We start from the raw sequence: 23,479 nt of genomic DNA, 5'->3' as shown, positions 1-23,479 counted from the left end.
ATGGGGACAAGAGACGAAGACCCACCCCTCACCGCCTTTTGACCGAGAACGTCAAGGGCAGTTCACAGGGCGATGTGGATTGTCTCCACACATAGCCGCTCCCAAAGGATTTCACTGTGGGATGACATGCTCAATTTGATGTAAATCAGTGCGAAACCGGGATAGCCGTGCCGATATCTGGGTGAATTTCAGCAGCCATCAGGCCCTTGTCGCCCGTGCCGAAGCGAATAAGCACAACCTGACCCGGGCGCAGTTCCATCATGCCGAAACGGCGCAGCGTTTCCATATGGATGAAAATATCCTCGGTGCCCTCACCGCGGGTGAGAAAGCCGAAGCCCTTGGTACGGTTGAACCACTTGACGATGACACGCTCAAGGCCGCTCGACGGGGTAACCGTCACATGGGTGCGCTGCGGCGGCATCTGCGCCGGATGAACCGCTGTGGATGTGTCCATCGAGAGAACACGGAAACATTGCAGGCCGCGATCGCCATTGCGAACTTCGCAGACGATACGTGCGCCTTCCAGCGCCGTCTGGAAGCCATCGCGACGAAGCGACGTCACATGAAGCAGGATATCGTTCAGGCCCGGCTGATCCGGCACAATGAAACCGTAGCCCTTGGCCACGTCGAACCATTTGATATGGCCCGATATTTCAATGATATCGCCCAGCTCTTCCGAGGCGTGCTGGCTGTGAAACTGGTCATTCGACACAGACTTGTCCGCCATGCGTTCGCCCCTCCTCTATTCTTCCGTTGCGATTCAAAGCTGATTCTTGTCCAAAGAATAACACTTCCTTAACCGGAGGCGGCAAGCCTAAACTTTTGTTCTCCCCCGAGATCATCACAGACTTTGTGTTTCCATGGTTAGCGCACCTGCCGCAAAGCCTCGAAACCGGCTTCATTTCGGGACATATGGCAACGACGCTCGAGGGCAATTCCCCAATTGATGTTTTTTGCCGACATTGCGCGTGACTGCACCTTACCAGAAATCAAAACCCAAAGAGGAAAGTGGAAAAGCGCCCGCTATTTGCTATATCCCTTCGCGAGCCCCAAACGCTTCGCCACATGCTGGAAATGCTTCAGGAGAATAAAATGCGCTATTTGCACACGATGGTTCGAATCCGCGACATCGACGAATCACTCGATTTCTACGTGAATAAATTCGGCCTTGAAGAAACCCGTCGCATCGAAAACGAAAAAGGGCGCTACACGCTGATCTTTCTTGCCGCTCCGGGCGATGCTGAACGCGCCAAGTCAGAGCGCGCACCGACCATCGAACTGACCTATAACTGGGATCAGGAAGCCTATACGGGCGGGCGCAATTTCGGCCACCTCGCCTATGAAGTGGACGATATCTACGCCACCTGTCAGAAGCTGCAGGATGCCGGAATCACCATCAACCGCCCACCACGCGACGGCCACATGGCTTTCATCAAGTCGCCGGATGGCATATCCATCGAACTGATCCAGAAGGGCGAGCGCCTCGCACCGCAGGAGCCATGGGCTTCCGCCGAGAATGTCGGCAGCTGGTAAAACACTCTGCTTGCACGCATTATCCTGCGCGAAAACCGCTTCGCAGTTTCGCGAGAAATGCTTAAACGAAAAAAGCCCGGTCTCGCGACCGGGCTTTTTTTTGATTAGAACGCTTATTCCGTTCCCTGAATGGCTGCGAGCAGCCAATCTCCGCCGTCAACGCGGGTGAAGGTCCAGATTTCGGTGCTTTCGACCGGCTCGTTCGGGTTGCCTTCGACAACCGCGCCCGTGTTGCGGTCAAGCATGAGGTCGATTGCGGAGTAGCGGATCGCCACGGTGGCATATTCGACATTGCCTTCACGCCAGGCTTCCGAAACATCGCCCTGAAGCAGCTTCACGTCCTTCACTTCGTTGCGCATACCGCTGGAAGCAATTTCACCCAGTTCTTCCGCCAGATAGGACATGGCTTCCGGCGTGGTCAGCTTGCGGAGCGCTGCGTAATCCTCGCGGCCATAGGCACTCTGGATTTCCGAAAGCATCTGCTCGAAACGATCAAGCTCTTCCTGTCCGACATCCATCGGTTCATCTTCAACAGCCTGAGCCACCGGCTCTTCAGCCTGCTTGGCGCCCGCGCCGAATGGATTGACCGAAGGCGTGCGACCGCCGAAGTTGCCAGCCTGCTGTGGCGCGGCGCTCTTGGCTGCGCCGAAAGGCTGCGCTGAACCAAAAGGCTGAGCGTTGGCATTGCCAGCGCCTGCCGTTGCGGTCGCGCCCTGACGACGATTGGCAAACATGCGCATGACGAACATTGCGATCAGCGCAATCACGCCCACCTGCAACAGAAGACCGAACATGCCAGCGAGACCACCGAGGCCGTTACCGAGCATCATACCGATCAGACCGCCAACGAGCAGGCCGCCCAACATGGAGCGACCGAAATTGCCAAACATGCCACCCGCACGTGCCGGAGCCGCATTCTGCGCGCCAGCGGCGGCAGGACGGGTCGTCTGCGTTGCGCCGGTATTCGGCGTCATTGAACGTTCAATTGGTGCTGCATTATTCGGTGCGGTGCGCGTCGGCGCAGGCGCCTGATAGGTACGCGCCCCACGGCTGCCAAAACCGCCTCCGCCTGCACGGCGAGCCTCGGCGAAATCGACAGCGGCGAATGAGGCGATCAGGCCCAGAACCATCGCGGCGGTCAGTTTTGTCAGGCGGTTTCCGAAACCCGGCATTGTTTACTCCCATTTAGAGACATGACTGAATGTTTAAATCATTGCACATATGGGAATTGCCCCCCGTTCTTCACAAGGGCGTGAACTCAAAAAAATCGAGAAATTTCAAATGCGGTCAAAGCGGCTTTGCCGCATCCAGAATCTGGATTTGCGGCGAGACCGAACCGTTCCAATGGTTGAGCGACAGGTTGCCGACCACATGAACGCTCTGCCCGATATTGTTGAACAGAAAGCGCCCGAGATCGCCTTCCGCCACACGAAACGCAATGGCATTGACCCGCTTGCCATCGGCGCCGCGTAAGACGACGCGCACATGGTCGCGACCGACACCACGCACATCGGCCAGCACATGATGCGGTAGGGCCAAAGTTGGCTGCGGATGGGCGGAACCGTAAGGTCCGGCCTTCTGCAAGGCTTCATAAAGCGAAACAGTCGCGCCGGAAGCGGCAAGCGCGCCATCGATGGAAAGGCTCTGATTTTCACGGAGACGCGCAACGATATGGGCGGATTCGTCTTCCAGATAGGCACGAAGCGCGCCAAGCTTGGCCCGTTCAATGGTGATGCCGGCCGCCATGGCGTGGCCACCGCCCTTGACAAGCAGCCCGCGCTCCATCGCGCCGCGCACCAGTCTGCCAAGGTCCAGACCGCTGATCGAGCGCCCCGAACCGGAGCCGACGCCATTGGCATTGAAAGCGATAGCGAAGGCAGGTCGCCGTGCCTTTTCCTTCAATCGCGATGCCAGCAGGCCAACGATGCCCGGGTGCCAGCGTTCACTGGCCGTCACGATCACCGAAGCGCCTGCACCGCCGGAAATCTCAAGCGATGCTTCCGCTTCGGCTTCCAGAAGCATTTCCGCTTCCATCGCCTGACGTTCCTGATTGAGCCGGTCGAGTTCGATGGCGATGCGATCTGCCATCGATGGATCGTCGAGCGTCAACAGCCTTGCGCCCAGTCCGGCATCGCCAATGCGACCGCCCGCATTGATGCGCGGACCGATGAGATAGCCAAGATGGAAGACATTGATCGGCTCGCCGATACGGGACACCCGCGCAAGCGCCGCCAATCCGGCATTGCTCTGCGCTCGCGCAACCAGCAAACCTTTGACGACGAAGGCGCGATTGACGCCTTGCAGCGGCACCACATCGCAGATCGTTGCCAGCGCGACGAGATCAAGCAGCGACAACAGATCAGGTGCAGCACCTTTGCCGCGCTCGCGCAATATCTTGGTGACCTGTACCAGCGTCAGGAACACAACGCCCGCAGCGCAAAGATGGCCCTGTTGCGAAATATCGTCTTCGCGGTTCGGGTTGACGATGGCCACCGCATCTTCCGGCAGATCGCCGCCCACCTGATGGTGATCGAGCACGACCACATCCGCCCCAGCCTGTTTGGCTGCACTGATTGAGGGCGCGCTGTTCGTGCCGCAGTCCACGGTGACGATCAGGCTCGCGCCTTTGGAAACCAACTCGCGCATGGCATCGGGATTTGGGCCGTAACCCTCGAAAATCCGGTCAGGAATATAGATCGAATGCTGGATGCCGTAATGCTTCAGAAAACGCGCCATCAGCGCCGATGAACAGGCACCATCCACGTCATAGTCGCCGAAGATCGCAACGGTCTCGCGGCGCTCGATGGCATCGGCAATGCGGCCTGCCGCGCTCTCCATATCGGTCAACGTGGCCGGGTCGGGCATGAGATTGCGCAGTGTGGGATCAACGAATTCCGGCGCGCCTTCCACCGTTACGCCCCGCCCCGCCAGAACCCGCGCCACCAGATCGGAAATGCCGTGATGCTGGGCAATGGCAAGCGCGGTGTTGGATTCGCGCAAGCCCAGTCGATCCACCCATTTCTGGCCGGTTGCAGATTGTTTTATTCCAAGGAAAAGGCGCTCTGTCGTCATAAACTCTTAAAGACACAAAAGGCGGCATCTTTGCAATGCCGCCCGCAATTTATCAGCCGTGCCCAACCTTAATTGTCGCGCGCTGCCCGGGCCAGTCCGTGCGCCACGAGCCGGTCAATGACCTCGGGATAGCTGACGCCACTCACCGCCATGACTTTCGAATACATGCTGATATTGGTGAAGCCCGGTATGGTATTCAGCTCATTGATCAAATACCGCATGTCCGGCGTCACGAAGAAATCGACACGCGCCATGCTGTCACAACCGAGCGCTCGAAACGCCCGCGCCGCGACCGCCTGAAGTTCGGTCTCGATATCCGCCGGCAACTCTGCCGGGACTTTCAGCGCCGCACCGTCTTCATCAATATATTTGGCATCATAGCTATAAAAACCGTGGCTTTCTGCCGGGACTATCTCGCCCGTTCGCGACACGAACAGGCCGTGATTCTCGTCCTCCAGCACTGCGCATTCGATTTCGCGGCCTTGTATGAACTCTTCCGCCAGAAGCTTGGCGTCGTGCCTGAAACCTTCCGCCAGCGCCTTTTGATAATCGGCTTCTGTCTGAACCTTACTGACACCGACAGATGACCCCTGGCGCGCGGGCTTGATGAAGATCGGCAGGCCGAGTGCTTCGATCAGCACATCGAAGGATGGAACCGTGTCGCGCGTAATCGTCATGGGGCGCGCCACCGGGATGCCCGCTTCGGACAGCAGGCGCTTGGCAATATCCTTGTCGAGCGCATTGGCTGAACCACAGATACCGCAACCCGCCATCGGCACACGCGCCACTTCGGTCAGCCCCTGCACGCTGCCATCCTCGCCGTGAAGCCCGTGTAAGACCGGGAAGACGATATCGATCCGCGCCAGTTCATAAGGCAAACCGTTTTCGGGCAGCGCAACAGCGCGTCCCTTGCCGCCCGGCAGCAATGACACTTCAGTACCGTGTTCGGGCCGTTCCAGCTTGCCGCCTGCAAAACTCGCCAAAAGCCATTGCCCCTCATGGGTGACATAGATCGGAATGGCTTCATATTTCGCGGGATCCAACGCAGTCATGACATTTGTTGCGGAAAGAACCGACACCTCATGCTCGGCGGAACGCCCGCCAAAGAGTACCGCGATCCGTAGCTTGTTCGGCGTTTCGGTCATGCCCACTCCATTTTTTCATCAAAGGTGATTGAACACAGTCGCGATCAAAATGACAAATCTTTGGCCAAAGCATCTGCGCAAGGCTCCATAAACAGAAATCCCGAAAAGCGCGGGGCTTTTCGGGATTTGCCGGTTCGTCGTGATGTTCGACGCGATTGGGTTCTTTATTTTATCGCATTATCCGACGCAAAACCGCTTCGCACTTTTGCTGGAAATGCTCTAGAACTTCGACAGATCCTGATGGCGAGCCTTGATTTCGCGCACGGTCTGCGAGCTCGAGCGCATCACGATAGTATGCGTTTGGATGTAATCACGGGCGAATTTCACGCCAGAAAGCATGTTGCCGTCCGTCACGCCGGTGGCGGCGAAGAGCACGTCGCCTTTGGCCATTTCTTCCATCGTGTAGACCTTTTTGGGATCCGAGATGCCCATCTTCAGCGCACGGGCGACTTTCTCGTCCGTGTTCAACTGGAGACGGCCCTGCATCTGGCCGCCGATGCAGCGCAGAGCTGCCGCAGCCAGCACGCCTTCCGGTGCGCCGCCGATGCCGATATAAATGTCGATGCCGGTTTCATCCGGATTGGTCGTGTGCATCACGCCTGCAACGTCGCCGTCGCCAATCAGGCGGATTGCAGCGCCTGTCGCGCGCACTTCTTCGATCAGGCGTGCGTGGCGCGGGCGGTCCATGATGCAAGCCGTGATTTCATGCGGCTTTACACCCTTCGCCTTGGCGATGGAGTTGATGTTTTCCGTTGCGCTGGCGTCGAGATCGACAACGCCCTTCGGATAGCCCGGGCCAACGGCGATCTTTTCCATGTAGACGTCGGGCGCATAAAGCAGATTGCCCTTCTCGGCGATGGCGATGACCGCCAGCGAGTTCGGCAGGTTCTTCGCGCAGATCGTCGTGCCTTCCAGCGGATCGAGCGCGATATCGACATCCGGCCCCTGCTTGGTGCCGACTTCTTCACCGATATAGAGCATTGGCGCTTCGTCGCGCTCGCCTTCGCCGATCACCACAGTGCCGGAAATCGGCAGACGGTTCAGTTCCTGACGCATGGCGTCAACAGCAGCCTGATCGGCAGCCATCTCGTCACCACGCCCCCGCAGCCGCGCTGCTGCCACTGCTGCGCGTTCGGCTACACGGACCAGTTCCAGTGTGAGAATGCGATCCAGTCCGTGGGGGTGCTGCTCTGCGGTGTTGGCCATTTGAACAAGTCCTGAATTCGAATTGCGTTGATGCGCCACAAGGGGCGCCGTGCCGCGTTTATAGCGACAGTATGCGAACCTTTTGTCAAAGTCCCCGGTGCCCTGCAAGAGCCCGAAAGCTAAAAACTATGTGCGCTCAATTGCTTAATCGATTTAAGGACTACACGCTTCGTTGCATGTCATGGCCGGGCGTGAACTGGCCTGCGCAACATCATGGTGCAATCGGCCACGAATAATCATGGCAGATCGCACAGCGCGACACTCGATTTAGCCTGCGCGCTCGATACGTATCATCTGCGGCTTATCCACCAGATGGTCGTCCTTGAGGATCGCTTCCAGCGCTTTCTTGACGGCTGCTTCCGTCGTCTCATGCGTGACGAGGATGACAGTCTTGATGCCTTCCTGCTGCATGTCGCCCATCGGCGGACGCTGCACGATCGACTCAAGCGAAATGTCGTTTTCGGCCATGCGCTTGGCGATACCGGCAAAGGCGCCGATGCGGTCAAGAACCGTCAGACGAATAAAATAACCGCCCGCATGCTTGCGCATCTTGGCGCGCTTATAAGGCTGCAAGGCCTTGGCAGGCGTGCCGAAAACAGGACCATGCTGGAAGCCCGGACGGCTCTTGGCGATATCCGCGATATCGCCGATGACTGCGGACGCCGTCGCATTGCCGCCCGCACCCGGACCAGACAGAAGAAGCTCGCCCAGAAGATCGGTCTCGATGGCAACCGCATTGGTCACGCCATGCACCTGCGCAATCACCGACGAGGTTGGAACCATGGTCGGATGCACGCGCTGCTCAATGCCGGTATCGGTCTTCTGCGCCACCCCCAGAAGCTTGATGCGGTAACCCAGTTCATCGGCGGCGCGAATATCGGCGAGCGAAATATTGCTGATGCCTTCAAGATAAATATCGTCGGCAGCAATCTGCGTACCAAAGGCAAGGCTGGTCAACAGCGCAAGCTTGTGCGCCGTGTCGTTGCCTTCGATATCGAAAGTCGGGTCGGCTTCGGCATAGCCCAAACGCTGCGCGTCTTTCAGGCAGGCCTCGAACGAAATGCCCTCTTCCCACATCCGGGTCAGGATGTAGTTGCAAGTGCCGTTCATGATGCCATAGACGCGCGAAACCGTATTACCGGTCAGCGACTCACGCATCGCCTTGATGACCGGAATGCCACCGGCGACCGCCGCTTCGAAGTTGAGAAGAACGCCCTTGTCTTCGGCGATTTTCGCCAGAGCGACGCCATGGCGTGCCAGAAGCGCCTTGTTGGCGGTCACGACATGACGACCAGCGCGCAAAGCGGCTTCAACAGAAGCCTTGGCCGGGCCATCATCACCACCGATAAGCTCGACATAAACGTCGATATCGGCAGACTTGGCCAGTTCAACTGGATCGTCGAACCAGTCGATACCGTTCAGGTCAACGCCACGGTCACGCGAGCGATCTCGGGCGCTGACGGCGGTAATAGTCACCGGCTTACCGCATTGGCGGGTGAGCATTTCGGACTTGTCACGCAGGATACGCAACACTGAAGCGCCAACGGTGCCAAGCCCCGCAACGCCGATCCGCAATGCATCACTCATTATATCGACCTTCTGACTCTGATTGTGTGGATGTAGTGGATTTTTGGTAGGTGGGAGTTCTGGCCGCGCGCTTGTCACGGCCAGAAAGGAAGAACCCGGAATGGCGCTTAGCGGCGGCCTTCCAGCGGGATCACATTGTGCAGGTTTTCGTCCTTGGTGGCGAGGAAACGCTTGATGTTGCGCGCTGCCTGACGAATGCGATGTTCGTTTTCGACCAGAGCGATACGCACATAATCATCGCCGTGCTCGCCAAAGCCAATGCCCGGAGCAACGGCCACATCGGCCATTTCCACCAGTAGCTTGGAGAATTCGAGCGAGCCAAGAGCGCGGAAGCGTTCCGGGATCGGCACCCAGGCGAACATCGTCGCTGCTGGTGGCGGAACATCCCAGCCTGCACGGCTGAAGCTTTCAACCAGCACATCGCGGCGCTGCTTATACACATCGCGAACATAGGCAATGTCGGAACCGTCGCCGTTAAGCGCAGCGGTTGCCGCCACCTGGATCGGCGTGAATGCGCCGTAATCGAGGTAGGATTTCACACGCGTCAGAGCAGCAATCAGGCGTTCATTGCCGACCGCAAAGCCCATGCGCCAGCCCGGCATCGAGAATGTCTTCGACATGGAGGTGAACTCGACCGCAACATCCATGGCGCCCGGCACTTCGAGTACGGACGGGGGCGGATTGCCGTCAAAATAGATTTCCGAATAGGCCAGATCCGACAGGATGACGATGTCATGCTTGCGCGCAAAGGCCACGACATCCTTATAGAAGTCGAGCGTTGCCACATAAGCCGTCGGATTGGACGGGAAATTGAGGATCAGCGCAATCGGCTTTGGAATCGAGTGCTTCACGCCCCGCTCCAGTGCCGGGATGAAGTTGTCATCCGGCTTGGCCTGAATTGAACGGATCACGCCGCCCGACATGATGAAGCCGAAGGAATGGATCGGATAGGTCGGGTCCGGGCAAAGCACCACATCGCCCGGCGCCGTGATGGCCTGCGCCATGTTGGCGAAGCCTTCCTTGGAGCCAAGCGTGGCGACAACCTGCGTGTCCGGGTTGAGCTTCACGCCGAAACGGCGGGCATAATATTGCGCCTGCGCACGGCGCAGCCCCGGAATGCCCTTCGACGAGGAATAACGATGCGCGCGCGGGTCCTGAACAGCCTCGCACAGCTTGTCGACGATATTCTGCGGCGTCGGCAGATCGGGATTTCCCATCCCAAGATCGATGATGTCGGCCCCGCCCGCTCGCGCCGATGCCTTCAGGCGATTGACCTGTTCAAAGACATAAGGGGGCAAGCGACGGACTTTATGGAATTCTTCCGACATGATCCTGTTCCAAAAGGAGAGTTAACGATAGGACGCATTATTGCGCCGTGGGTGGAGCTATACACCTGTTATCGAATCGGGTCGAGACTTCTTGCCGCGCCGTTTCGAACGTGGCCTTCCGTGCCGATGAAGGGCTTATTCTTCCCCGGATTCGATCTGCTTCAGGGTAGCTTCCGATTCAGCCTGCGCTTGCTTGCGCATGGCCTCAGCCTGTGCGGGGGTAAAACCGCCGCCAGACGTTCTCGATGCCGCAAGACGCGTGCGATCGGAATCGAGTTTTGCAGTCATCTGCTGCTTTTCTTCCGGTGTGATCTGCTCGGTTGCAGCCTTCGGCATACGACCGAATGTCGGATAGACGCCGGTGCGCAATGCGCCTTCCTGCGGAACGCCCTGAAATTCCTTCCCACCGGCACAGGCAGTGAGCATCGCTGCGGCGGTTAATGCCAGCATGAGATGGGCGATCTGCCGCGTGCTCTTGGTCATATGTCTGATCCCGGTTCTGCCGTTGAGGCTGCCGCACAAGTCGCGACAGAATATACTTCCGAAGGGATAGCACCAAGTCGATGCATTATGTCAACAAGCGATTGGCCCAATTCCGACATTTGGCCTGCCGAAGCCGCTTATTTCGATAGGAGCAGCGCTCTGATCCTCAAAAGATTACACAAAGTAATATTTCGTTACTAACGGGTTAATCCTTAACCCCACGGAATAATGCATAGTGCCTGTCGTATAAAATGCACTTCGATAGTTGCCTTCACGGCATAAAAAACTTAAAAATTGGCAACAATTGCAGATCAGGTGATTTGCACACTGCTAAAATTGGCTCACTGAGAAACTGGGAAAGCCACTTTAACGCATTGATATAATGGAGTTTGTTTCCCTAAGCTTCTATTGGGCTTTGACAGGGGACTGTGGGAGAAATCACTTTTGTGATTGGTTCCACCCACACGGGAGAGCCGATCTCCCGAAACCAGGTGGGTTCGGACACGTCCGGTTCGCCAAACTGGTCAGGGAAATCGAGCTGGAGCGGACTATTGAAATTTGTACCTTCTGCGCACCGGACAACCGGCCGACTACTTTCAGGCAGCGTGGCTTTGCTCGCGCTTCTGGTGTCGTCCTGTACATCGACGGGGACCGGTCCTGACGGCAAGCCACTGCAGATGACGGCCAATGGCTCGATGCTGACCGAGACGCTGCAAAGTGCTGCCGACCAGACTGTCGCCGCCGAAGCTGGCGCAGAAGCAAAGACCGCAGAGACAAAGACGGAAGAAAAGCCCGGCGAGGCCAAACAGGTCGCAGCCGCTGCAACGGCGGCCAATCCTAGCGCTACATCTGCCGCCTCCCCGGCCAAAGAGAATGCGAAAAATGCAGCCGCGACCGCAACTGCGGAAAACGCGGCAACCGAAGCGCAGCCAACCCAAGTGGCAGCGGCGGCACCGGAAAAGAAGAGCAATTCGCTGTTCGGCTTGTTTGGCGGAAGTGGTTCCAGCGAATCGAAGCCAGCCGAAGCGACCGAACAGCCAGCCGCAACGGCCAGCGCCGAGAAGCCCAAGGCTGAGACCGCTGAAGCAAAGCCTGCAACCGAGGCCGAAGCGCCTGCCGTTGAAGTCGCGAAGGCGAACGAGCCGGAAGCCGCCAAACCGGCCCAGCCGGAAAAGCCGGTTCAGGTCGCTTCGCTTTTCGGCACACCGAAGAATGCCAATGCCTATGCGACACCTCAGCGCCCGACCGCATCGCAGGGCAGCATCTCGCGGCTTTTCTCCGACGAATCGGCCAATTCACGTTCCGACCGTACCGAGAACAAGAAGCTGGCGATGGCAAAGCCTGTCTCGCCTGCCGTGAAGCATGAGTATAATTATACATTGCCAGGTGTGCGCGCGAATGGCGGCATCGAGATCAAGCATCGCAATAGTCTCTATGACGACACCGACATTGATGCGAACGAATATGATGATTCTCCCAATGTCACGCTTGCTTCGGCGCCCGGCCTCGCCCGGCTCGCGCCGAACGGCCTGAAGGTGCAGCGCCAGACCGTGGATGTTGCCTGCCTCAAGCCACAGCTCGTCGCCATGCTGAAGACCATGGAACGGCACTTCCGCCGCCCGGTCATGGTGACGTCTGGCTATCGCAGCCCGTCCTATAACCGCAAGGTCAACGGCGCACGCAAATCGCTCCATATGATCTGTGCCGCAGCCGATATTCAGATCGATGGTGTTTCCAAGTGGGAAATGGCCCGCTTTGCGCGATCAATGCCGGGACGCGGCGGCGTCGGCACCTATTGCCATACGTCATCCGTCCATGTGGATATCGGGCCGGAACGCGACTGGAACTGGAAATGCAAGGGCTGATCTGAACCTCTGCGCCCCAATTCTCTTGAATGAACAGGCTGGCCCCATTGGAGCCAGCCTTTCTTTTTGTCATCGATTTCAAAGCCATAGCCTGGAAATCCACAGGCTGCGTCCTACGGAATAGGTGCTTATGCGACTTTTTTCAGAAAACTGATTTTAGGGGGTTGCGAGTCAGCATCGACCTGAATATAAGCCCACTCACACCAGCAACAGGCGCCCATCGTCTAGCGGTTAGGACAGCGCCCTTTCACGGCGCAGACAGGGGTTCGATTCCCCTTGGGCGTACCACTTGCTGGTTTTTCTTTTTCCCGACATATCAAAGCTTTAGCGCTCCGAGAGCGGTCCTTCGCGCGCCGTTTTGCACCATCTGAATTTATTTCACAGATGCTGAAAAAAGGGGCTTGCATGTCTGAATTATCCTGACTATAAGCGCCCCACACCAGCAGGCGCCCATCGTCTAGCGGTTAGGACAGCGCCCTTTCACGGCGCAGACAGGGGTTCGATTCCCCTTGGGCGTACCACTTGCTGGGTTTTCTTTTCCCGAAAAATTGATGGAATTAATACTGGTCGTTCTCCCAGTATGTTGCTACGCGCAGCTGCACCCATTTCGCAATTCAAAGGGAAATTACTGCGTATGTCGCAAGCTACAGCCATCGTTCCCACCGCCCATGCCAGCCGTTATCTGCAGCAGCTCTGCAAACACTGGGCGCATAAGTTTGCCGTCGAATTCACACCCGAACACGGCCAGATCGATCTCGGCGACGACCGGCTGGTGATTCTCGACGCCGATGCGGAAAAACTGACCACCACCGTGAAGACCTCAGCCGAAAATCTCGACCGGCTTCAGGACGTCGTGGTCAATCACATCGTCCGCTTTGCCTTCCGCGAGGAACTGGTGTTCAACTGGCAGCAGACGCAGGCCTAAGAGCCGCCATTTACCTTATCCGCAAATTGCCTGCAAAATGCCCGGAATAGCCATTATCGCATCACATTCCGGGCTCATTCACCCGCGACATTCCTCACAACTTCAAGCGACCGATTTGATGGGGAAAGATATGATGACCAGCGAAACCAGAACCACCCTCACCTTTCTCGGTGCAGGCTTTGTCGCCGCAGCAATGGCGCTTGGTGCGGATCTGAGCTGGGCAGATGTTATCAAGGCTCTTTTCTGAAACGAGCGATAACAAGCAACGATTGTGCTTTTGACTTTTTGCGGCGTTAGGCGGACAAACATTTCGCCATTCCGTCCAAACTGTTCAGAAAGCTTTATGTTATTCCCAACACCCCTTGTCTCCGGCAGGCTCGAACGCCGCTATAAAAGATTTCTCGCAGACGTAACGCTCGACGATGGCCGCTTCATTACGGCGGCAGTGCCCAATACCGGCTCCATGCTCGGCCTGACGACGCCCGGCTCTCGCGCCTGGCTCAGCGTTTCCGATGCGCCCCACCGCAAATATGCCCACACGCTGCAGATCATCGAAGCTGACGGCACTTTGGTCGGCGTCAACACCGGGTTGCCGAACAGAATCGCCGAAGAGGCGATACTCGCCGGTCTCATTCCGAGCCTCGGCGGCTATGCCAGCCTCAAGCGTGAGCAGAAATACGGACAGAATTCCCGCATCGACATTCTGCTCGACGAAGGTGCCCTGCCCCGCGCCTACGTGGAAGTCAAAAACGTGCACTTCACCCGCACGGCTGGCCTTGCGGAATTTCCCGATACGGTGACCGCGCGCGGGACAAAACATCTCAATGAGCTGGCCGACAGTGTTGCCGCTGGTCATCGTGGTGTGATGTTGTTTATTATCCAGCGAAGCGATTGCAGCAAATTCAGCATTTCCGGCGATCTCGACCCTGTATATGCACGCGCTTTTGAGCGCGCCGTCGCATCCGGGGTTGAGGCATGGGCCGTTCGATGCCACATAACGGACAAAAGCATTGTCGCCACCGAGCTGGTGCCAATTGAATAGACAAAGACGGATCTAGTAATGGTAACTTATATCGAAGCGACAAGCGCCCCCATGAAATATACCGGCCAGATCAGGCTTTATGGCCCGGACGCCTTCGAGGCGATGCGCAAGGTGTGCAACCTGACCGCACGCTGCCTCGATGCGCTGAACGACATCGTGAAGCCCGGCGTGACCACCAATGAAATCGACCGCTTCGTTTTCGAATTCGGCATGGATCAAGGCGCCTTCCCGGCGACGCTCAACTATCGTGGCTATACCAAATCGACCTGCACGTCGATCAACCACGTTGTCTGCCATGGCATCCCGAACGACAAGCCACTGCGCGAAGGCGATATCGTCAATATCGACGTGACCTATCTGCTCGACGGCTGGCATGGCGATTCCAGCCGTATGTATGCGGTGGGCGAGATCAAGCGCGCTGCCGAACGTCTGTTGGAAGTCACCTATGAAAGCCTGTTGCGCGGCATTGCGGTCGTCAAGCCGGGCGTGAAGACCGGCGCTATCGGCGCTGCAATCCAGACCTATGCCGAAGGCGAGCGCTGCTCCGTGGTGCGTGATTTCTGCGGCCATGGCGTTGGTCAGCTTTTCCACGACGCGCCGAATATCCTTCATTACGGCACGCCGAACGAAGGCGTGGAAATCAAGGAAGGCATGATCTTCACCATTGAGCCGATGATCAATCTCGGCAAGCCGCATGTAAAAGTGCTGGCGGACGGCTGGACTGCCGTGACGCGTGACCGCTCGCTGACCGCCCAGTATGAACATACGGTTGGCGTTACCAAGGACGGCTGCGAAATATTCACATTGTCACCGGCCAATATGTTTGGCCCGGCATCAATGCGATAAAACTGAAACTATAGTCTCATCTGTTTTTGCGGGGGTTTAAACAGAATGACAAGGAAGACGGATAGACCGGGGAGCTACAACATTCCCGGTTTCAGCGACACGCTCCAGCTGACGCCGAAAGTGGCGAAGCAGCCGCATCACGTCGGCCACCGGGATCGCCTGAAGCAACGCTTTCAGACCGCGCCCGATGCGCTTGCCGATTATGAACTGCTTGAACTCCTGCTCTTTCGCGTTATCCCGCGTGCGGATACCAAACCCATCGCAAAGGCCTTGCTGACCCGCTTCGGCACGCTTGCGGAAGTGCTCGGCGCTTCCGAAACGCTCATCGCCGAAGTACCGGGCGCGGGCCCCTCCGTGGCGCGCGACCTCAAGATCATAGAAGCCGTTTACAAACGCAGTGCGCGCAGCAAGGTTATGAAGCGCGAGGTTTTCACAGTCTGGGAAAAGGTGATCGACTACTGCGCTGCCGCCATGGCGCATGAGACACGCGAACAATTCCGCATTCTGTTTCTGGACAAGAAGAATCGGCTCATTGCCGATGAGGTACAGCAGCGAGGCACGGTCGACCATACGCCGGTCTATATACGGGAAGTGGTTCACCGGGCGCTGGAGCTTGCGGCAACGGCGATCATTCTCGTCCACAATCACCCTTCAGGCGATCCATCGCCGTCGCGACCCGACATCGAGATGACACATGCGTTGATTGCGGCTGCCAAACCTTTGAAAATCGCGGTGCACGACCACATCATTGTCGGCAAGGAAAAATGCATCAGCTTCAGAAAGCAGAACCTGATGTGAAGCCGTCAGGGCTGGCCTGTTGGAGATCGTTACCACTTGTTAAGCATAGTGCGAAGAATGGCTGTGCGACGGGTGGAATTCGCTCGAATTTTCTTAAATTTAGTCACAATCACCCAACAGAAGGCAACCGAACCGAAGACGGGAAGGCCCGTCTTTGCCAAACAGATCTTGCATATTTTCCATCAGCGTTCCGGATGGGAAAACGGAGTATAAAATGTTGAAGCGTACCTTTACCGCAGTGGCGCTCAGCGCCAGCATCATGGCCATCGCAGCCCCGGCATTCGCTGCCGATATGATGGGTTCGAACGATTATTCCTACAACGAGCCGGTTGCCGAAGGCCCGCACGACTGGTCCGGCAATTATGTCGGCGCACAGGTCGGTGCATCGTCCTCGAAGATCCCCGGCCCGTTTACGAATCGCGCTGGTGTGCTCGGTGGCGTTGTCGCCGGTAAGAACATCCAGAGCGGCAATTTCGTCGTTGGCGGTGAAGTCGAAGCCAATTTCGCGGAAGCCGAACACCGCATCGGTAATGGCGGCAGCCTCCAGCAGTCTTGGAACACCAATGCCAAGGTCAAAGCCGGTTACGCCTTCGACAAGACGCTGGTTTATGGCACTCTCGGCTATGGCGCAACGCGCTTCAAGGCGAAGGACAACACCACGTCAGGTCCAGGCTGGGAAGGCGGCGCGCTGGTTGGTGCTGGCGTCGAACAGGCCCTGACCGGCCCGCTTTCGGTGAAGGCTGAATACGACTTCCAGCGTTTCGGCGACGTGAAGTCTGAGGTCAACGGCGTTTCGCAGCGCAACAACCTCAAGAACCACGCCATCAAGGCCGGTCTGAACTATCGCTTCTAAAGCGATATAAGCCCTATACCGTTTCTGCATAAGGCAATTCCATTTTTGCACAAGGGCTGCGGGTCAACCGTAGCCCTTTCTTTTTGCACCGATTTCTTTGCTTTCAAAAGAGTTCGTCCGCTTTCGTATCTCTTGACTCCGGCACCGGCTCCTATCTTATAGGGATGTGCGATTGGGGATTAGGCGCGTGGCTATTGTGTTTAAATTTTATGCAAATATGCCGATACAAATTCTTCCCGTTGCGTGATTTTATTTAATCGAGTGCTAAAACAACGCTTTATCACTCAGCCAGGAAGATAGCATGCAGCGTGTTTTCGATGGGCATAACGATGTCCTTCTGAGGCTCTGGGAAAACTCCAGAAACGGCGACGATCCCATCCGGGAATTCATCGACGGAACGCAAACCGGCCACATTGATGCGCCGCGCTCCCGCAAAGGCGGTCTCGCTGGCGGCATTTGCGCCATCTATGTGCCGTCCGGCCATCATATCGAACTTGGCAAACCCGACGCCAATGGCCATTACGACACGCCGCTTTCTCCGCCGCTCAAGCGCCCTCCTTCCCTCGACATCGCCATCGAAATCGCATCCATCGCACTCCGCCTTGAAGAAGCTGGCGCGTGGAAACTGTGCCGCAATGGCCGCGAGCTCGATGAAACGCTGAACAGCGACACCTTTGCCGCCGTTCTGCACATGGAAGGCTGCGAGGCGATTGACGCCGATCTTGCCGCGCTCGATGTCTTCTACGCGCTTGGCCTGCGTTCGCTTGGCCCTGTGTGGAGCCGCAACAATATTTTCGGTCACGGCGTGCCCTTCTCTTACCCGATGAACCCGGATACCGGTCCCGGTCTCACGGAAGCGGGCAAGCGTCTCGTCAAGGCGTGCAACCGCAAGGGTATTCTGATCGATCTCGCCCATATCACCGAGCAAGGCTTCTGGGATGTGGCTGAACTCAGCGACCAGCCGCTGATCGCCAGCCACTCCAATGCCCATGCCCTGACGCCCGTGGCCCGGAATCTGACGGACAAGCAGCTGGATGCCATCCGCGAAAGCAAGGGGCTTGCGGGTCTCAACTACGCCACCACCATGCTGCGCGCCGATGGCAAGGAAGATGCCAACACGCCGATGTCCGATATGGTTCGCCACATCGATTACATGGTTGACCGCATGGGGATCGACTGCGTGGCGCTCGGTTCCGATTATGACGGCGCGACCATCCCAGCCGAAATCTCCGATGCCGCCGGAACGCAGAACCTCGTCACGGCCTTGCGAGAGGCCGGATATAACGATGAGGAACTGGCGAAGCTTTGCCGGGACAACTGGATCAGGGTTCTGAAACAGGCATGGCACGAAGCCTGAGATACAAATACAATTCAACAAAATCCCAACAAAAATACAGAAAGGGAACTCAATCATGATGCATTTCGGACGTTTTCGCATCCTCGCCGCTGGTGCAGCACTTGCTGCCGTTATGGCTGCCAATCCGGCCCTGTCGGCCACGCCAGCCGACACGCTCGTCCAGGCATGGGCGATTGATGACACCATCACGCTCGACCCGGCAGAATCCTTCGAACTCAGCCCGGCTGAATTCATCGGTAATGCCTATGACATGCTCGTTCGCCTCGACATCAACGACACGTCGAAAGTCGTGCCGGGCGTGGCGGAAAGCTGGACCGTTTCCGACGACGGCCTGACCTACACGTTCAAGCTGAAAAAGGACATCAAGTTCGCTTCCGGCAACCCGATTACCTCTGCTGACGTGGCTTATTCCTTCGAACGCGCCGTGCGTCTGGACAAGAGCCCGGCCTTCATCCTGACCCAGTTCGGCCTGACCAAGGATAATGTCAACGAAAAGGCGAAAGCCGTAGACGACACGACTTTCGTCTTCACCGTGGACAAGCCATACGCACCAAGCTTCGTGCTGAACTGCCTGACCGCGACCGTCGCCGCAGTCGTCGACAAGAAGCTTCTCGAAGAGCATGCCGCAAAGGTCACACCGACCGACGACTACAAATACGACACCGACTATGCCAATGCATGGCTGAAGACCAAGTCGGCAGGCTCCGGTCCGTTCGCGATCCGTGAATGGCGCGCCAATGAAGTCGTCATTCTGGAACGCAACGACAATTATTACGGCGAAAAGGCCAAGCTGAAGCGCGTTTTCTATCGTCACGTCAAGGAAAGCGCGACACAGCGCCTGATGCTTGAATCGGGTGACGTCGATGTGGCGCGTAATCTGGAACCCGGCGACTACGAAGCCGTTCAGAAAAACGACAAGCTGACGACGACCAGCGCCGCGAAGGGTACGGTCTACTATATCAGCCTCAACCAGAAGAACGAGAACCTAGCCAAGCCGGAAGTTCGCGAAGCGTTCAAATATCTGGTCGATTATGATGCAATCGGTTCGACCCTCATCAAAGGCATTGGCGAAATCCGCCAGACCTATCAGGCTAAGGGCGTTCTGGGCGCGCTCGATGCTGCACCCTACAAATACGACGTTGCAAAGGCGAAGGAACTTCTCGCCAAGGCAGGTCTGAAGGACGGTCTTTCCGTGACCTTCGACGTGCGCAACACGCAGCCGGTGACCGGCATTGCCGAATCCTTCCAGCAGAGCGCTGCTCAGGCTGGCGTGAAGATCGAAATCATCCCGGGCGATGGCAAGCAGACCCTGACCAAATATCGTGCGCGTAACCACGACATGTATATCGGCCAGTGGGGCATGGACTATTGGGATCCGAATTCCAATGCCGAAGCTTTCACGAGCAATCCGGATAATAAGGACGACGCCGCCAACAAGACGCTTGCGTGGCGCAACGCCTGGGACATTCCTGAGCTGACCAAGCAGACGCAGTCTGCTCTTCTGGAACGCGACAACGAAAAGCGCGCCGAGATCTACAAGAAGCTTCAGCAGGAAGCGCTCGACCAGAGCCCGTTCGTGATGCTGTTCCAGCAGATCGAAACAGCCGGTATCGCGGGCAATGTGAAGGGTTACAAGCTCGGCCCGACCTTCGACTCCAATCCGCTGGTAAACATCACCAAGGAATAGTCGGCCAAGCCTCGGCGCATGAATGTGCCTAACCGGCTTTAAAACAAGGAGATGGAGCGGTTTTCTGAATCAAAAAGGAAAGCCGCTCCAGAGCTTTTTTCAAGCAAAGATGATCGAGCGTCAGACCGGACCCTGTTCTGAACGCACTCATCATCGGAAGCGGTCAAAACATTGAGTAACACTGAAACCACCAAAAAGGTTAGGCGAGCGCCGCGGCGTTCATCGGCCCTTGCCGCGTCGATAGCCAGTTTTCTGGTCATCGTCGTCACGACCTATCTGGGCCTTTTGGCCGTAACATTCTTCATCGGTCGCGTCGTGCCGATTGACCCTGTGCTGGCCATCGTCGGCGACCGCGCGCCTGCGCATGTCGTCGCCCGCGTGCGCGAGGAAATGGGCTTCAATTTGCCCTATTACCAGCAGTTCTTTCTTTACGTGAAAGGCGTGCTGCAAGGCGATTTCGGCACTTCGGTGCTCACGACCAATCCGGTCATGACCGACATTCGCCGCGTATTCCCGGCCACGATGGAACTGGCCACACTCGGCACGATCATCGGCGCCGTGTTCGGCATTCCGCTCGGCGTGCTCGCAGCCGTCAAACGCGGCAGCATCATTGACCAGATCGTGCGCGTTATCGGCCTTGTCGGTTACTCCGTGCCGATCTTCTGGCTCGGCATGCTTGCGCTGCTGATCTTCTATGCCCGTCTCGGCTGGACCTCCGGTCCCGGACGCATCGACATTACATTCGAATACACGTTCACGCCGATCACCGGCTTCTACCTGATCGACGCGATCCTTCAGCGCGACTGGCCAGCCCTCAAGGATATTGTCTCCCACCTTATCCTGCCATCGGCACTGCTTGGCTATTTCTCGCTTGCCTATATCAGCCGCATGACGCGTTCCTTCATGCTCAACGAGCTTGATCAGGAATATATCGTCGCGGCGCGCGCCAAGGGCATTTCGGAAACCCGCATCATCTGGGGCCACGCTTTGCGCAATGCCGCCGTGCCGCTGGTGACCGTGATTGCGCTTTCCTATGCCGGGCTTCTGGAAGGTTCGGTTCTGACCGAAACCATCTTCTCCTGGCCGGGCCTTGGTCTCTACATCACCAATTCGCTACAAAACGCTGATATGAATGCCGTTCTCGGTGGCACCATTGTTATCGGGTCGGTCTTTATCGCGCTCAACCTCGTGTCCGATCTTCTCTATCGGCTTCTCGATCCAAGGACGCGCGCACGATGAGCCAAATGACAGATAATTCCAACCTCTCTTGGCGTGAATGGCTGCTTACCGAGCGGCCCCAGTCACGTACGCAGGCCCGCCTCGGTCGCGCCTATATGGTCTGGCGGCGGTTCACCGCCAACAAGCTGGCCGTTCTCGGCCTCCTGATCATCATCGGACTGCTGGTCGTTGCAGCGCTCGCCGATGTGCTGGCGCCGCATTCGCCGGTTGTCGGCGATCTGGCCAATGCCCGCCTGCTGCCGCCGGGAAGCCCCGGCTATCTGCTCGGCACCGACGATCAGGGTCGCGATATTCTTTCGCGCCTCATTCACGGTTCCCGCCTGACGCTCTATGTCGTGCTGCTGGTTGCGATCATTGCGGCCCCAATCGGCCTGCTGGTCGGCACAGTGGCCGGTTATGCGGGCGGCTGGGTCGATGCCGTGCTGATGCGCATCACCGACATCTTCCTGGCCTTCCCGAAACTCATTCTGGCGCTTGCCTTCGTGGCGGCGCTGGGACCGGGCATCGAAAACGCCATCATCGCCATCGCGATCACCTCATGGCCGCCTTATGCGCGCATCGCGCGCGCCGAAACGCTGACGGTGCGCAATTCCGACTATATTTCGGCGGTCCGCCTGATGGGTGCTTCGCCGATCCGCATTGTCGTGCGCCACATCATGCCGCTTTGCACCTCGTCGCTGATCGTCCGTGTGACACTCGACATGGCGGGCATCATTCTAACGGCAGCGGGCCTGGGCTTCCTCGGCCTCGGCGCACAGCCGCCACTGCCGGAATGGGGCGCGATGATCGCATCGGGTCGCCGTTTCATCCTCGACCAATGGTGGGTTGCCGCCATGCCCGGCATTGCGATCCTGATCGTCAGCCTCGGCTTCAACCTGCTGGGCGATGGTCTGCGCGATGCGCTTGATCCGCGGGGTAACAACCAATGAAGCCGCTTCTGACAGTAGAAGACCTGCGCGTCACCTTCCCGACGCGCACGGGGGCCATCGAGGCTGTCCGTGGTGTCAGCTTTGAGCTGGGCCGCGAACGCCTTGGCATCGTTGGCGAATCCGGTTCAGGCAAGTCCCAGACCGGGCGCGCCATCATGGGTCTGACGCCACTCCACGCGCAGATTACGGCCAAGACGCTTAATTTCGACGGCATCGATCTCCTCAACATTTCGGCCCGTGAACGCCGCTCCTTACGCGGCGGCCGCATCGCCATGGTGTTGCAGGACCCGAAATATTCGCTCAATCCTGTGATGACCATCGGCAAGCAGATTGCCGAAACGCTGAAAGCGCACGGCAAATACAGCAGCGGAGAAATTCGCACGCGCTCGATGGCCATGCTGGAAGCGGTGCAGATTCGCGATCCGGAACGCGTCATGAAACTCTATCCGCACGAGGTTTCGGGCGGGATGGGCCAGCGCGTGATGATCGCCATGATGCTCGTGGCCGAGCCGGAACTGCTGATTGCCGACGAACCGACTTCGGCGCTCGACGTGACGGTGCAGCTCGAAGTGCTGGGCATTCTCGACAAGCTGGTGGCCGAACGCGGCATGGGGCTGATCTTCGTCAGCCATGACCTGCGCCTTGTTTCGTCCTTCTGCGACCGCGTCATCGTGATGTATGCGGGCCGCATCGTCGAAGAGATCGCGGCCAAGGATCTTGCCAATGCGAAACATCCCTATACGCAAGGATTGCTGAACTGCATGCCGAAAATCGGAGCCGACCGCCATCCTCTGCCCACCTTGCAGCGTGAGGAGGCCTGGAAGCTATGAGTACGGCACCAGCACTGAGCGTCGACAATATTGATGTCTATTTCGACCATTTCCATGCGTTGAAGTCGGTCAGCGTCCATGTGGCGCAGGGCGAATCCTATGGTCTCGTCGGCGAATCCGGTTCGGGCAAGTCCACACTTCTGCGCGCAGTCGCGGGGCTTGCGCCGATTGACGATGGCGAAATCCGTATCGACGGCGCACCTCTCAAGACACCACGCGACAAGGCCTTCTATCGCAAGGTGCAGATGGTGTTTCAGGACCCTTATGGCTCCCTGCATCCGCGCCAGACGGTGGACCGGCTTTTGCTGGAACCGCTCGCCATTCATGGTGTCGGCGATGCCGAACAGCGCATCGTGCGCGCATTGGATGAAGTGGGGCTCGGCTCGGGCTTCCGCTTCCGCTATCCGCACCAGCTTTCGGGCGGTCAGCGCCAGCGCATCGCCATTGCCCGCGCATTGATCGTGGAACCGAGCATTCTGCTGCTCGACGAACCAACTTCGGCGCTCGACGCATCGGTACAGGCGGAAGTGCTGAACCTGCTTGAACAGGTTCGCCGTGACCGCAACCTCACCTTCATCATGGTGAGCCACGATCTTGGTGTCGTCACCCATATGTGCGACCGCCTTGCAGTGATGCGCAACGGCGAAGTGGTTGAACAATTACAGGCTGGCGATCTCGTCACCGGCAATATTCACGCCGACTATACCAAAAACCTGATGCGCGCGAGTGAAGGTTTCCGGCGCTGAAACCAGCC

21 protein-coding genes and 2 tRNA genes are annotated in these 23,479 nt (G+C 57.7%); 15 read left to right on the top strand and 8 right to left on the bottom strand.

What is annotated here, in order from left to right; genetic code table 11:
* Positions 1-145: 145 nt before the first annotated feature.
* The gene (locus tag WIX40_RS01445; protein ID WP_109369248.1) at positions 146-727 is read right to left on the bottom strand and encodes a cold-shock protein; all 582 of its coding nucleotides are present in this window, start codon (positions 725-727) and stop codon (positions 146-148) included.
* A gap of 365 nt (positions 728-1,092) precedes the next feature.
* Between WIX40_RS01445 and gloA the strand changes: the two genes are divergently transcribed.
* Positions 1,093-1,533 (top strand): lactoylglutathione lyase, encoded by a 441-nt coding sequence (gloA, locus tag WIX40_RS01440; protein ID WP_109369249.1) that lies wholly within the window; start codon positions 1,093-1,095, stop codon positions 1,531-1,533.
* 113 nt (positions 1,534-1,646) lie between these two features.
* On the opposite strand, the gene WIX40_RS01435 is transcribed toward gloA, so the two are convergent.
* The 7 genes from WIX40_RS01435 to WIX40_RS01405 all read right to left on the bottom strand — a co-directional run bounded on the left by WIX40_RS01435 (position 1,647) and on the right by WIX40_RS01405 (position 10,354).
* Entirely contained in the window at positions 1,647-2,705 is a 1,059-nt protein-coding gene (locus tag WIX40_RS01435) for a Tim44 domain-containing protein (RefSeq protein WP_109369250.1), read from the bottom strand.
* A gap of 115 nt (positions 2,706-2,820) precedes the next feature.
* Positions 2,821-4,605 carry a single-stranded-DNA-specific exonuclease RecJ gene (recJ, locus tag WIX40_RS01430; RefSeq protein ID WP_121536329.1) on the bottom strand — a complete coding sequence of 595 codons (1,785 nt, stop codon included), beginning with the start codon at positions 4,603-4,605 and terminating at the stop codon, positions 2,821-2,823.
* 68 nt (positions 4,606-4,673) lie between these two features.
* Positions 4,674-5,750: a D-alanine--D-alanine ligase family protein gene (locus WIX40_RS01425; RefSeq protein ID WP_339438096.1), complete on the bottom strand. Its 1,077-nt coding sequence runs from the start codon at positions 5,748-5,750 to the stop codon at positions 4,674-4,676.
* Positions 5,751-5,969: 219 nt separating this feature from the next.
* Positions 5,970-6,956, bottom strand: coding sequence for a class II fructose-bisphosphatase (gene glpX / locus WIX40_RS01420; RefSeq protein WP_109369253.1), 987 nt, complete (start codon positions 6,954-6,956; stop codon positions 5,970-5,972).
* Between the two features lie 267 nt (positions 6,957-7,223).
* Positions 7,224-8,543 (bottom strand): homoserine dehydrogenase, encoded by a 1,320-nt coding sequence (locus WIX40_RS01415; RefSeq protein WP_109369254.1) that lies wholly within the window; start codon positions 8,541-8,543, stop codon positions 7,224-7,226.
* Between the two features lie 107 nt (positions 8,544-8,650).
* Positions 8,651-9,871: an LL-diaminopimelate aminotransferase gene (locus tag WIX40_RS01410; protein ID WP_109369255.1), complete on the bottom strand. Its 1,221-nt coding sequence runs from the start codon at positions 9,869-9,871 to the stop codon at positions 8,651-8,653.
* A 135-nt stretch (positions 9,872-10,006) separates the two neighbouring features.
* Positions 10,007-10,354, bottom strand: a complete 348-nt coding sequence (locus WIX40_RS01405; RefSeq protein WP_109369256.1) for a hypothetical protein — start codon at positions 10,352-10,354, stop codon at positions 10,007-10,009.
* A gap of 551 nt (positions 10,355-10,905) precedes the next feature.
* On the opposite strand from WIX40_RS01405, the gene WIX40_RS01400 reads away from it, so the two are divergent.
* The 14 genes from WIX40_RS01400 (at position 10,906) to WIX40_RS01335 (ending at position 23,471) form a co-directional block, all read left to right on the top strand.
* Positions 10,906-12,219 carry a D-Ala-D-Ala carboxypeptidase family metallohydrolase gene (locus WIX40_RS01400; protein WP_109369257.1) on the top strand — a complete coding sequence of 438 codons (1,314 nt, stop codon included), beginning with the start codon at positions 10,906-10,908 and terminating at the stop codon, positions 12,217-12,219.
* A 213-nt stretch (positions 12,220-12,432) separates the two neighbouring features.
* A tRNA-Glu gene (locus WIX40_RS01395) sits at positions 12,433-12,507 on the top strand.
* Positions 12,508-12,665: 158 nt separating this feature from the next.
* Positions 12,666-12,740, top strand: a tRNA-Glu gene (locus WIX40_RS01390).
* Positions 12,741-12,853: 113 nt separating this feature from the next.
* Positions 12,854-13,144 (top strand): DUF2218 domain-containing protein, encoded by a 291-nt coding sequence (locus tag WIX40_RS01385; RefSeq protein WP_109369258.1) that lies wholly within the window; start codon positions 12,854-12,856, stop codon positions 13,142-13,144.
* A 343-nt stretch (positions 13,145-13,487) separates the two neighbouring features.
* Positions 13,488-14,186, top strand: a complete 699-nt coding sequence (gene sfsA, locus WIX40_RS01380) for a DNA/RNA nuclease SfsA (RefSeq protein ID WP_109369259.1) — start codon at positions 13,488-13,490, stop codon at positions 14,184-14,186.
* An 18-nt stretch (positions 14,187-14,204) separates the two neighbouring features.
* Positions 14,205-15,032, top strand: coding sequence for a type I methionyl aminopeptidase (map, locus tag WIX40_RS01375; protein ID WP_109369260.1), 828 nt, complete (start codon positions 14,205-14,207; stop codon positions 15,030-15,032).
* A 45-nt stretch (positions 15,033-15,077) separates the two neighbouring features.
* Positions 15,078-15,830: a RadC family protein gene (radC, locus tag WIX40_RS01370; RefSeq protein WP_121536332.1), complete on the top strand. Its 753-nt coding sequence runs from the start codon at positions 15,078-15,080 to the stop codon at positions 15,828-15,830.
* Positions 15,831-16,044: 214 nt separating this feature from the next.
* Positions 16,045-16,683, top strand: a complete 639-nt coding sequence (locus WIX40_RS01365) for an outer membrane protein (protein ID WP_109369262.1) — start codon at positions 16,045-16,047, stop codon at positions 16,681-16,683.
* A gap of 301 nt (positions 16,684-16,984) precedes the next feature.
* On the top strand, positions 16,985-18,040 hold the full coding sequence (locus WIX40_RS01360) for a dipeptidase (protein WP_121536334.1): 1,056 nt from the start codon (positions 16,985-16,987) through the stop codon (positions 18,038-18,040).
* 55 nt (positions 18,041-18,095) lie between these two features.
* A complete protein-coding gene (locus tag WIX40_RS01355; protein ID WP_109369264.1) occupies positions 18,096-19,727 on the top strand; it encodes an ABC transporter substrate-binding protein in 1,632 nt (543 codons plus the stop codon).
* Positions 19,728-19,898: 171 nt separating this feature from the next.
* The gene (locus tag WIX40_RS01350) at positions 19,899-20,966 is read left to right on the top strand and encodes an ABC transporter permease (protein ID WP_109369265.1); all 1,068 of its coding nucleotides are present in this window, start codon (positions 19,899-19,901) and stop codon (positions 20,964-20,966) included.
* On the top strand, positions 20,963-21,895 hold the full coding sequence (locus WIX40_RS01345; protein ID WP_121536336.1) for an ABC transporter permease: 933 nt from the start codon (positions 20,963-20,965) through the stop codon (positions 21,893-21,895). Before WIX40_RS01350 ends, WIX40_RS01345 begins: the two co-directional genes overlap by 4 nt.
* The gene (locus tag WIX40_RS01340) at positions 21,892-22,725 is read left to right on the top strand and encodes an ABC transporter ATP-binding protein (RefSeq protein ID WP_109369267.1); all 834 of its coding nucleotides are present in this window, start codon (positions 21,892-21,894) and stop codon (positions 22,723-22,725) included. Before WIX40_RS01345 ends, WIX40_RS01340 begins: the two co-directional genes overlap by 4 nt.
* On the top strand, positions 22,722-23,471 hold the full coding sequence (locus WIX40_RS01335; protein ID WP_121536338.1) for an ABC transporter ATP-binding protein: 750 nt from the start codon (positions 22,722-22,724) through the stop codon (positions 23,469-23,471). Before WIX40_RS01340 ends, WIX40_RS01335 begins: the two co-directional genes overlap by 4 nt.
* Positions 23,472-23,479: the final 8 nt, after the last annotated feature.

Source organism: Ochrobactrum teleogrylli (assembly GCF_037482325.1).
In the GTDB taxonomy this organism is placed as follows: Bacteria; Pseudomonadota; Alphaproteobacteria; order Rhizobiales; family Rhizobiaceae; genus Brucella; species Brucella teleogrylli.
Note: the sequence above shows the minus strand (reverse complement) of the source record. Positions and strands in the feature narration are given on the sequence as shown.

Coding starts and splice junctions, on each gene's coding strand:
- WIX40_RS01445 (WP_109369248.1), bottom strand. CDS start 727: ATGGCGGACAAGTCTGTGTCGAATGACCAGTTTCACAGCCAGCACGCC.
- gloA (WP_109369249.1), top strand. CDS start 1,093: ATGCGCTATTTGCACACGATGGTTCGAATCCGCGACATCGACGAATCA.
- WIX40_RS01435 (WP_109369250.1), bottom strand. CDS start 2,705: ATGCCGGGTTTCGGAAACCGCCTGACAAAACTGACCGCCGCGATGGTT.
- recJ (WP_121536329.1), bottom strand. CDS start 4,605: ATGACGACAGAGCGCCTTTTCCTTGGAATAAAACAATCTGCAACCGGC.
- WIX40_RS01425 (WP_339438096.1), bottom strand. CDS start 5,750: ATGACCGAAACGCCGAACAAGCTACGGATCGCGGTACTCTTTGGCGGG.
- glpX (WP_109369253.1), bottom strand. CDS start 6,956: ATGGCCAACACCGCAGAGCAGCACCCCCACGGACTGGATCGCATTCTC.
- WIX40_RS01415 (WP_109369254.1), bottom strand. CDS start 8,543: ATGAGTGATGCATTGCGGATCGGCGTTGCGGGGCTTGGCACCGTTGGC.
- WIX40_RS01410 (WP_109369255.1), bottom strand. CDS start 9,871: ATGTCGGAAGAATTCCATAAAGTCCGTCGCTTGCCCCCTTATGTCTTT.
- WIX40_RS01405 (WP_109369256.1), bottom strand. CDS start 10,354: ATGACCAAGAGCACGCGGCAGATCGCCCATCTCATGCTGGCATTAACC.
- WIX40_RS01385 (WP_109369258.1), top strand. CDS start 12,854: ATGTCGCAAGCTACAGCCATCGTTCCCACCGCCCATGCCAGCCGTTAT.
- sfsA (WP_109369259.1), top strand. CDS start 13,488: ATGTTATTCCCAACACCCCTTGTCTCCGGCAGGCTCGAACGCCGCTAT.
- map (WP_109369260.1), top strand. CDS start 14,205: ATGGTAACTTATATCGAAGCGACAAGCGCCCCCATGAAATATACCGGC.
- radC (WP_121536332.1), top strand. CDS start 15,078: ATGACAAGGAAGACGGATAGACCGGGGAGCTACAACATTCCCGGTTTC.
- WIX40_RS01365 (WP_109369262.1), top strand. CDS start 16,045: ATGTTGAAGCGTACCTTTACCGCAGTGGCGCTCAGCGCCAGCATCATG.
- WIX40_RS01360 (WP_121536334.1), top strand. CDS start 16,985: ATGCAGCGTGTTTTCGATGGGCATAACGATGTCCTTCTGAGGCTCTGG.
- WIX40_RS01355 (WP_109369264.1), top strand. CDS start 18,096: ATGATGCATTTCGGACGTTTTCGCATCCTCGCCGCTGGTGCAGCACTT.
- WIX40_RS01345 (WP_121536336.1), top strand. CDS start 20,963: ATGAGCCAAATGACAGATAATTCCAACCTCTCTTGGCGTGAATGGCTG.
- WIX40_RS01340 (WP_109369267.1), top strand. CDS start 21,892: ATGAAGCCGCTTCTGACAGTAGAAGACCTGCGCGTCACCTTCCCGACG.
- WIX40_RS01335 (WP_121536338.1), top strand. CDS start 22,722: ATGAGTACGGCACCAGCACTGAGCGTCGACAATATTGATGTCTATTTC.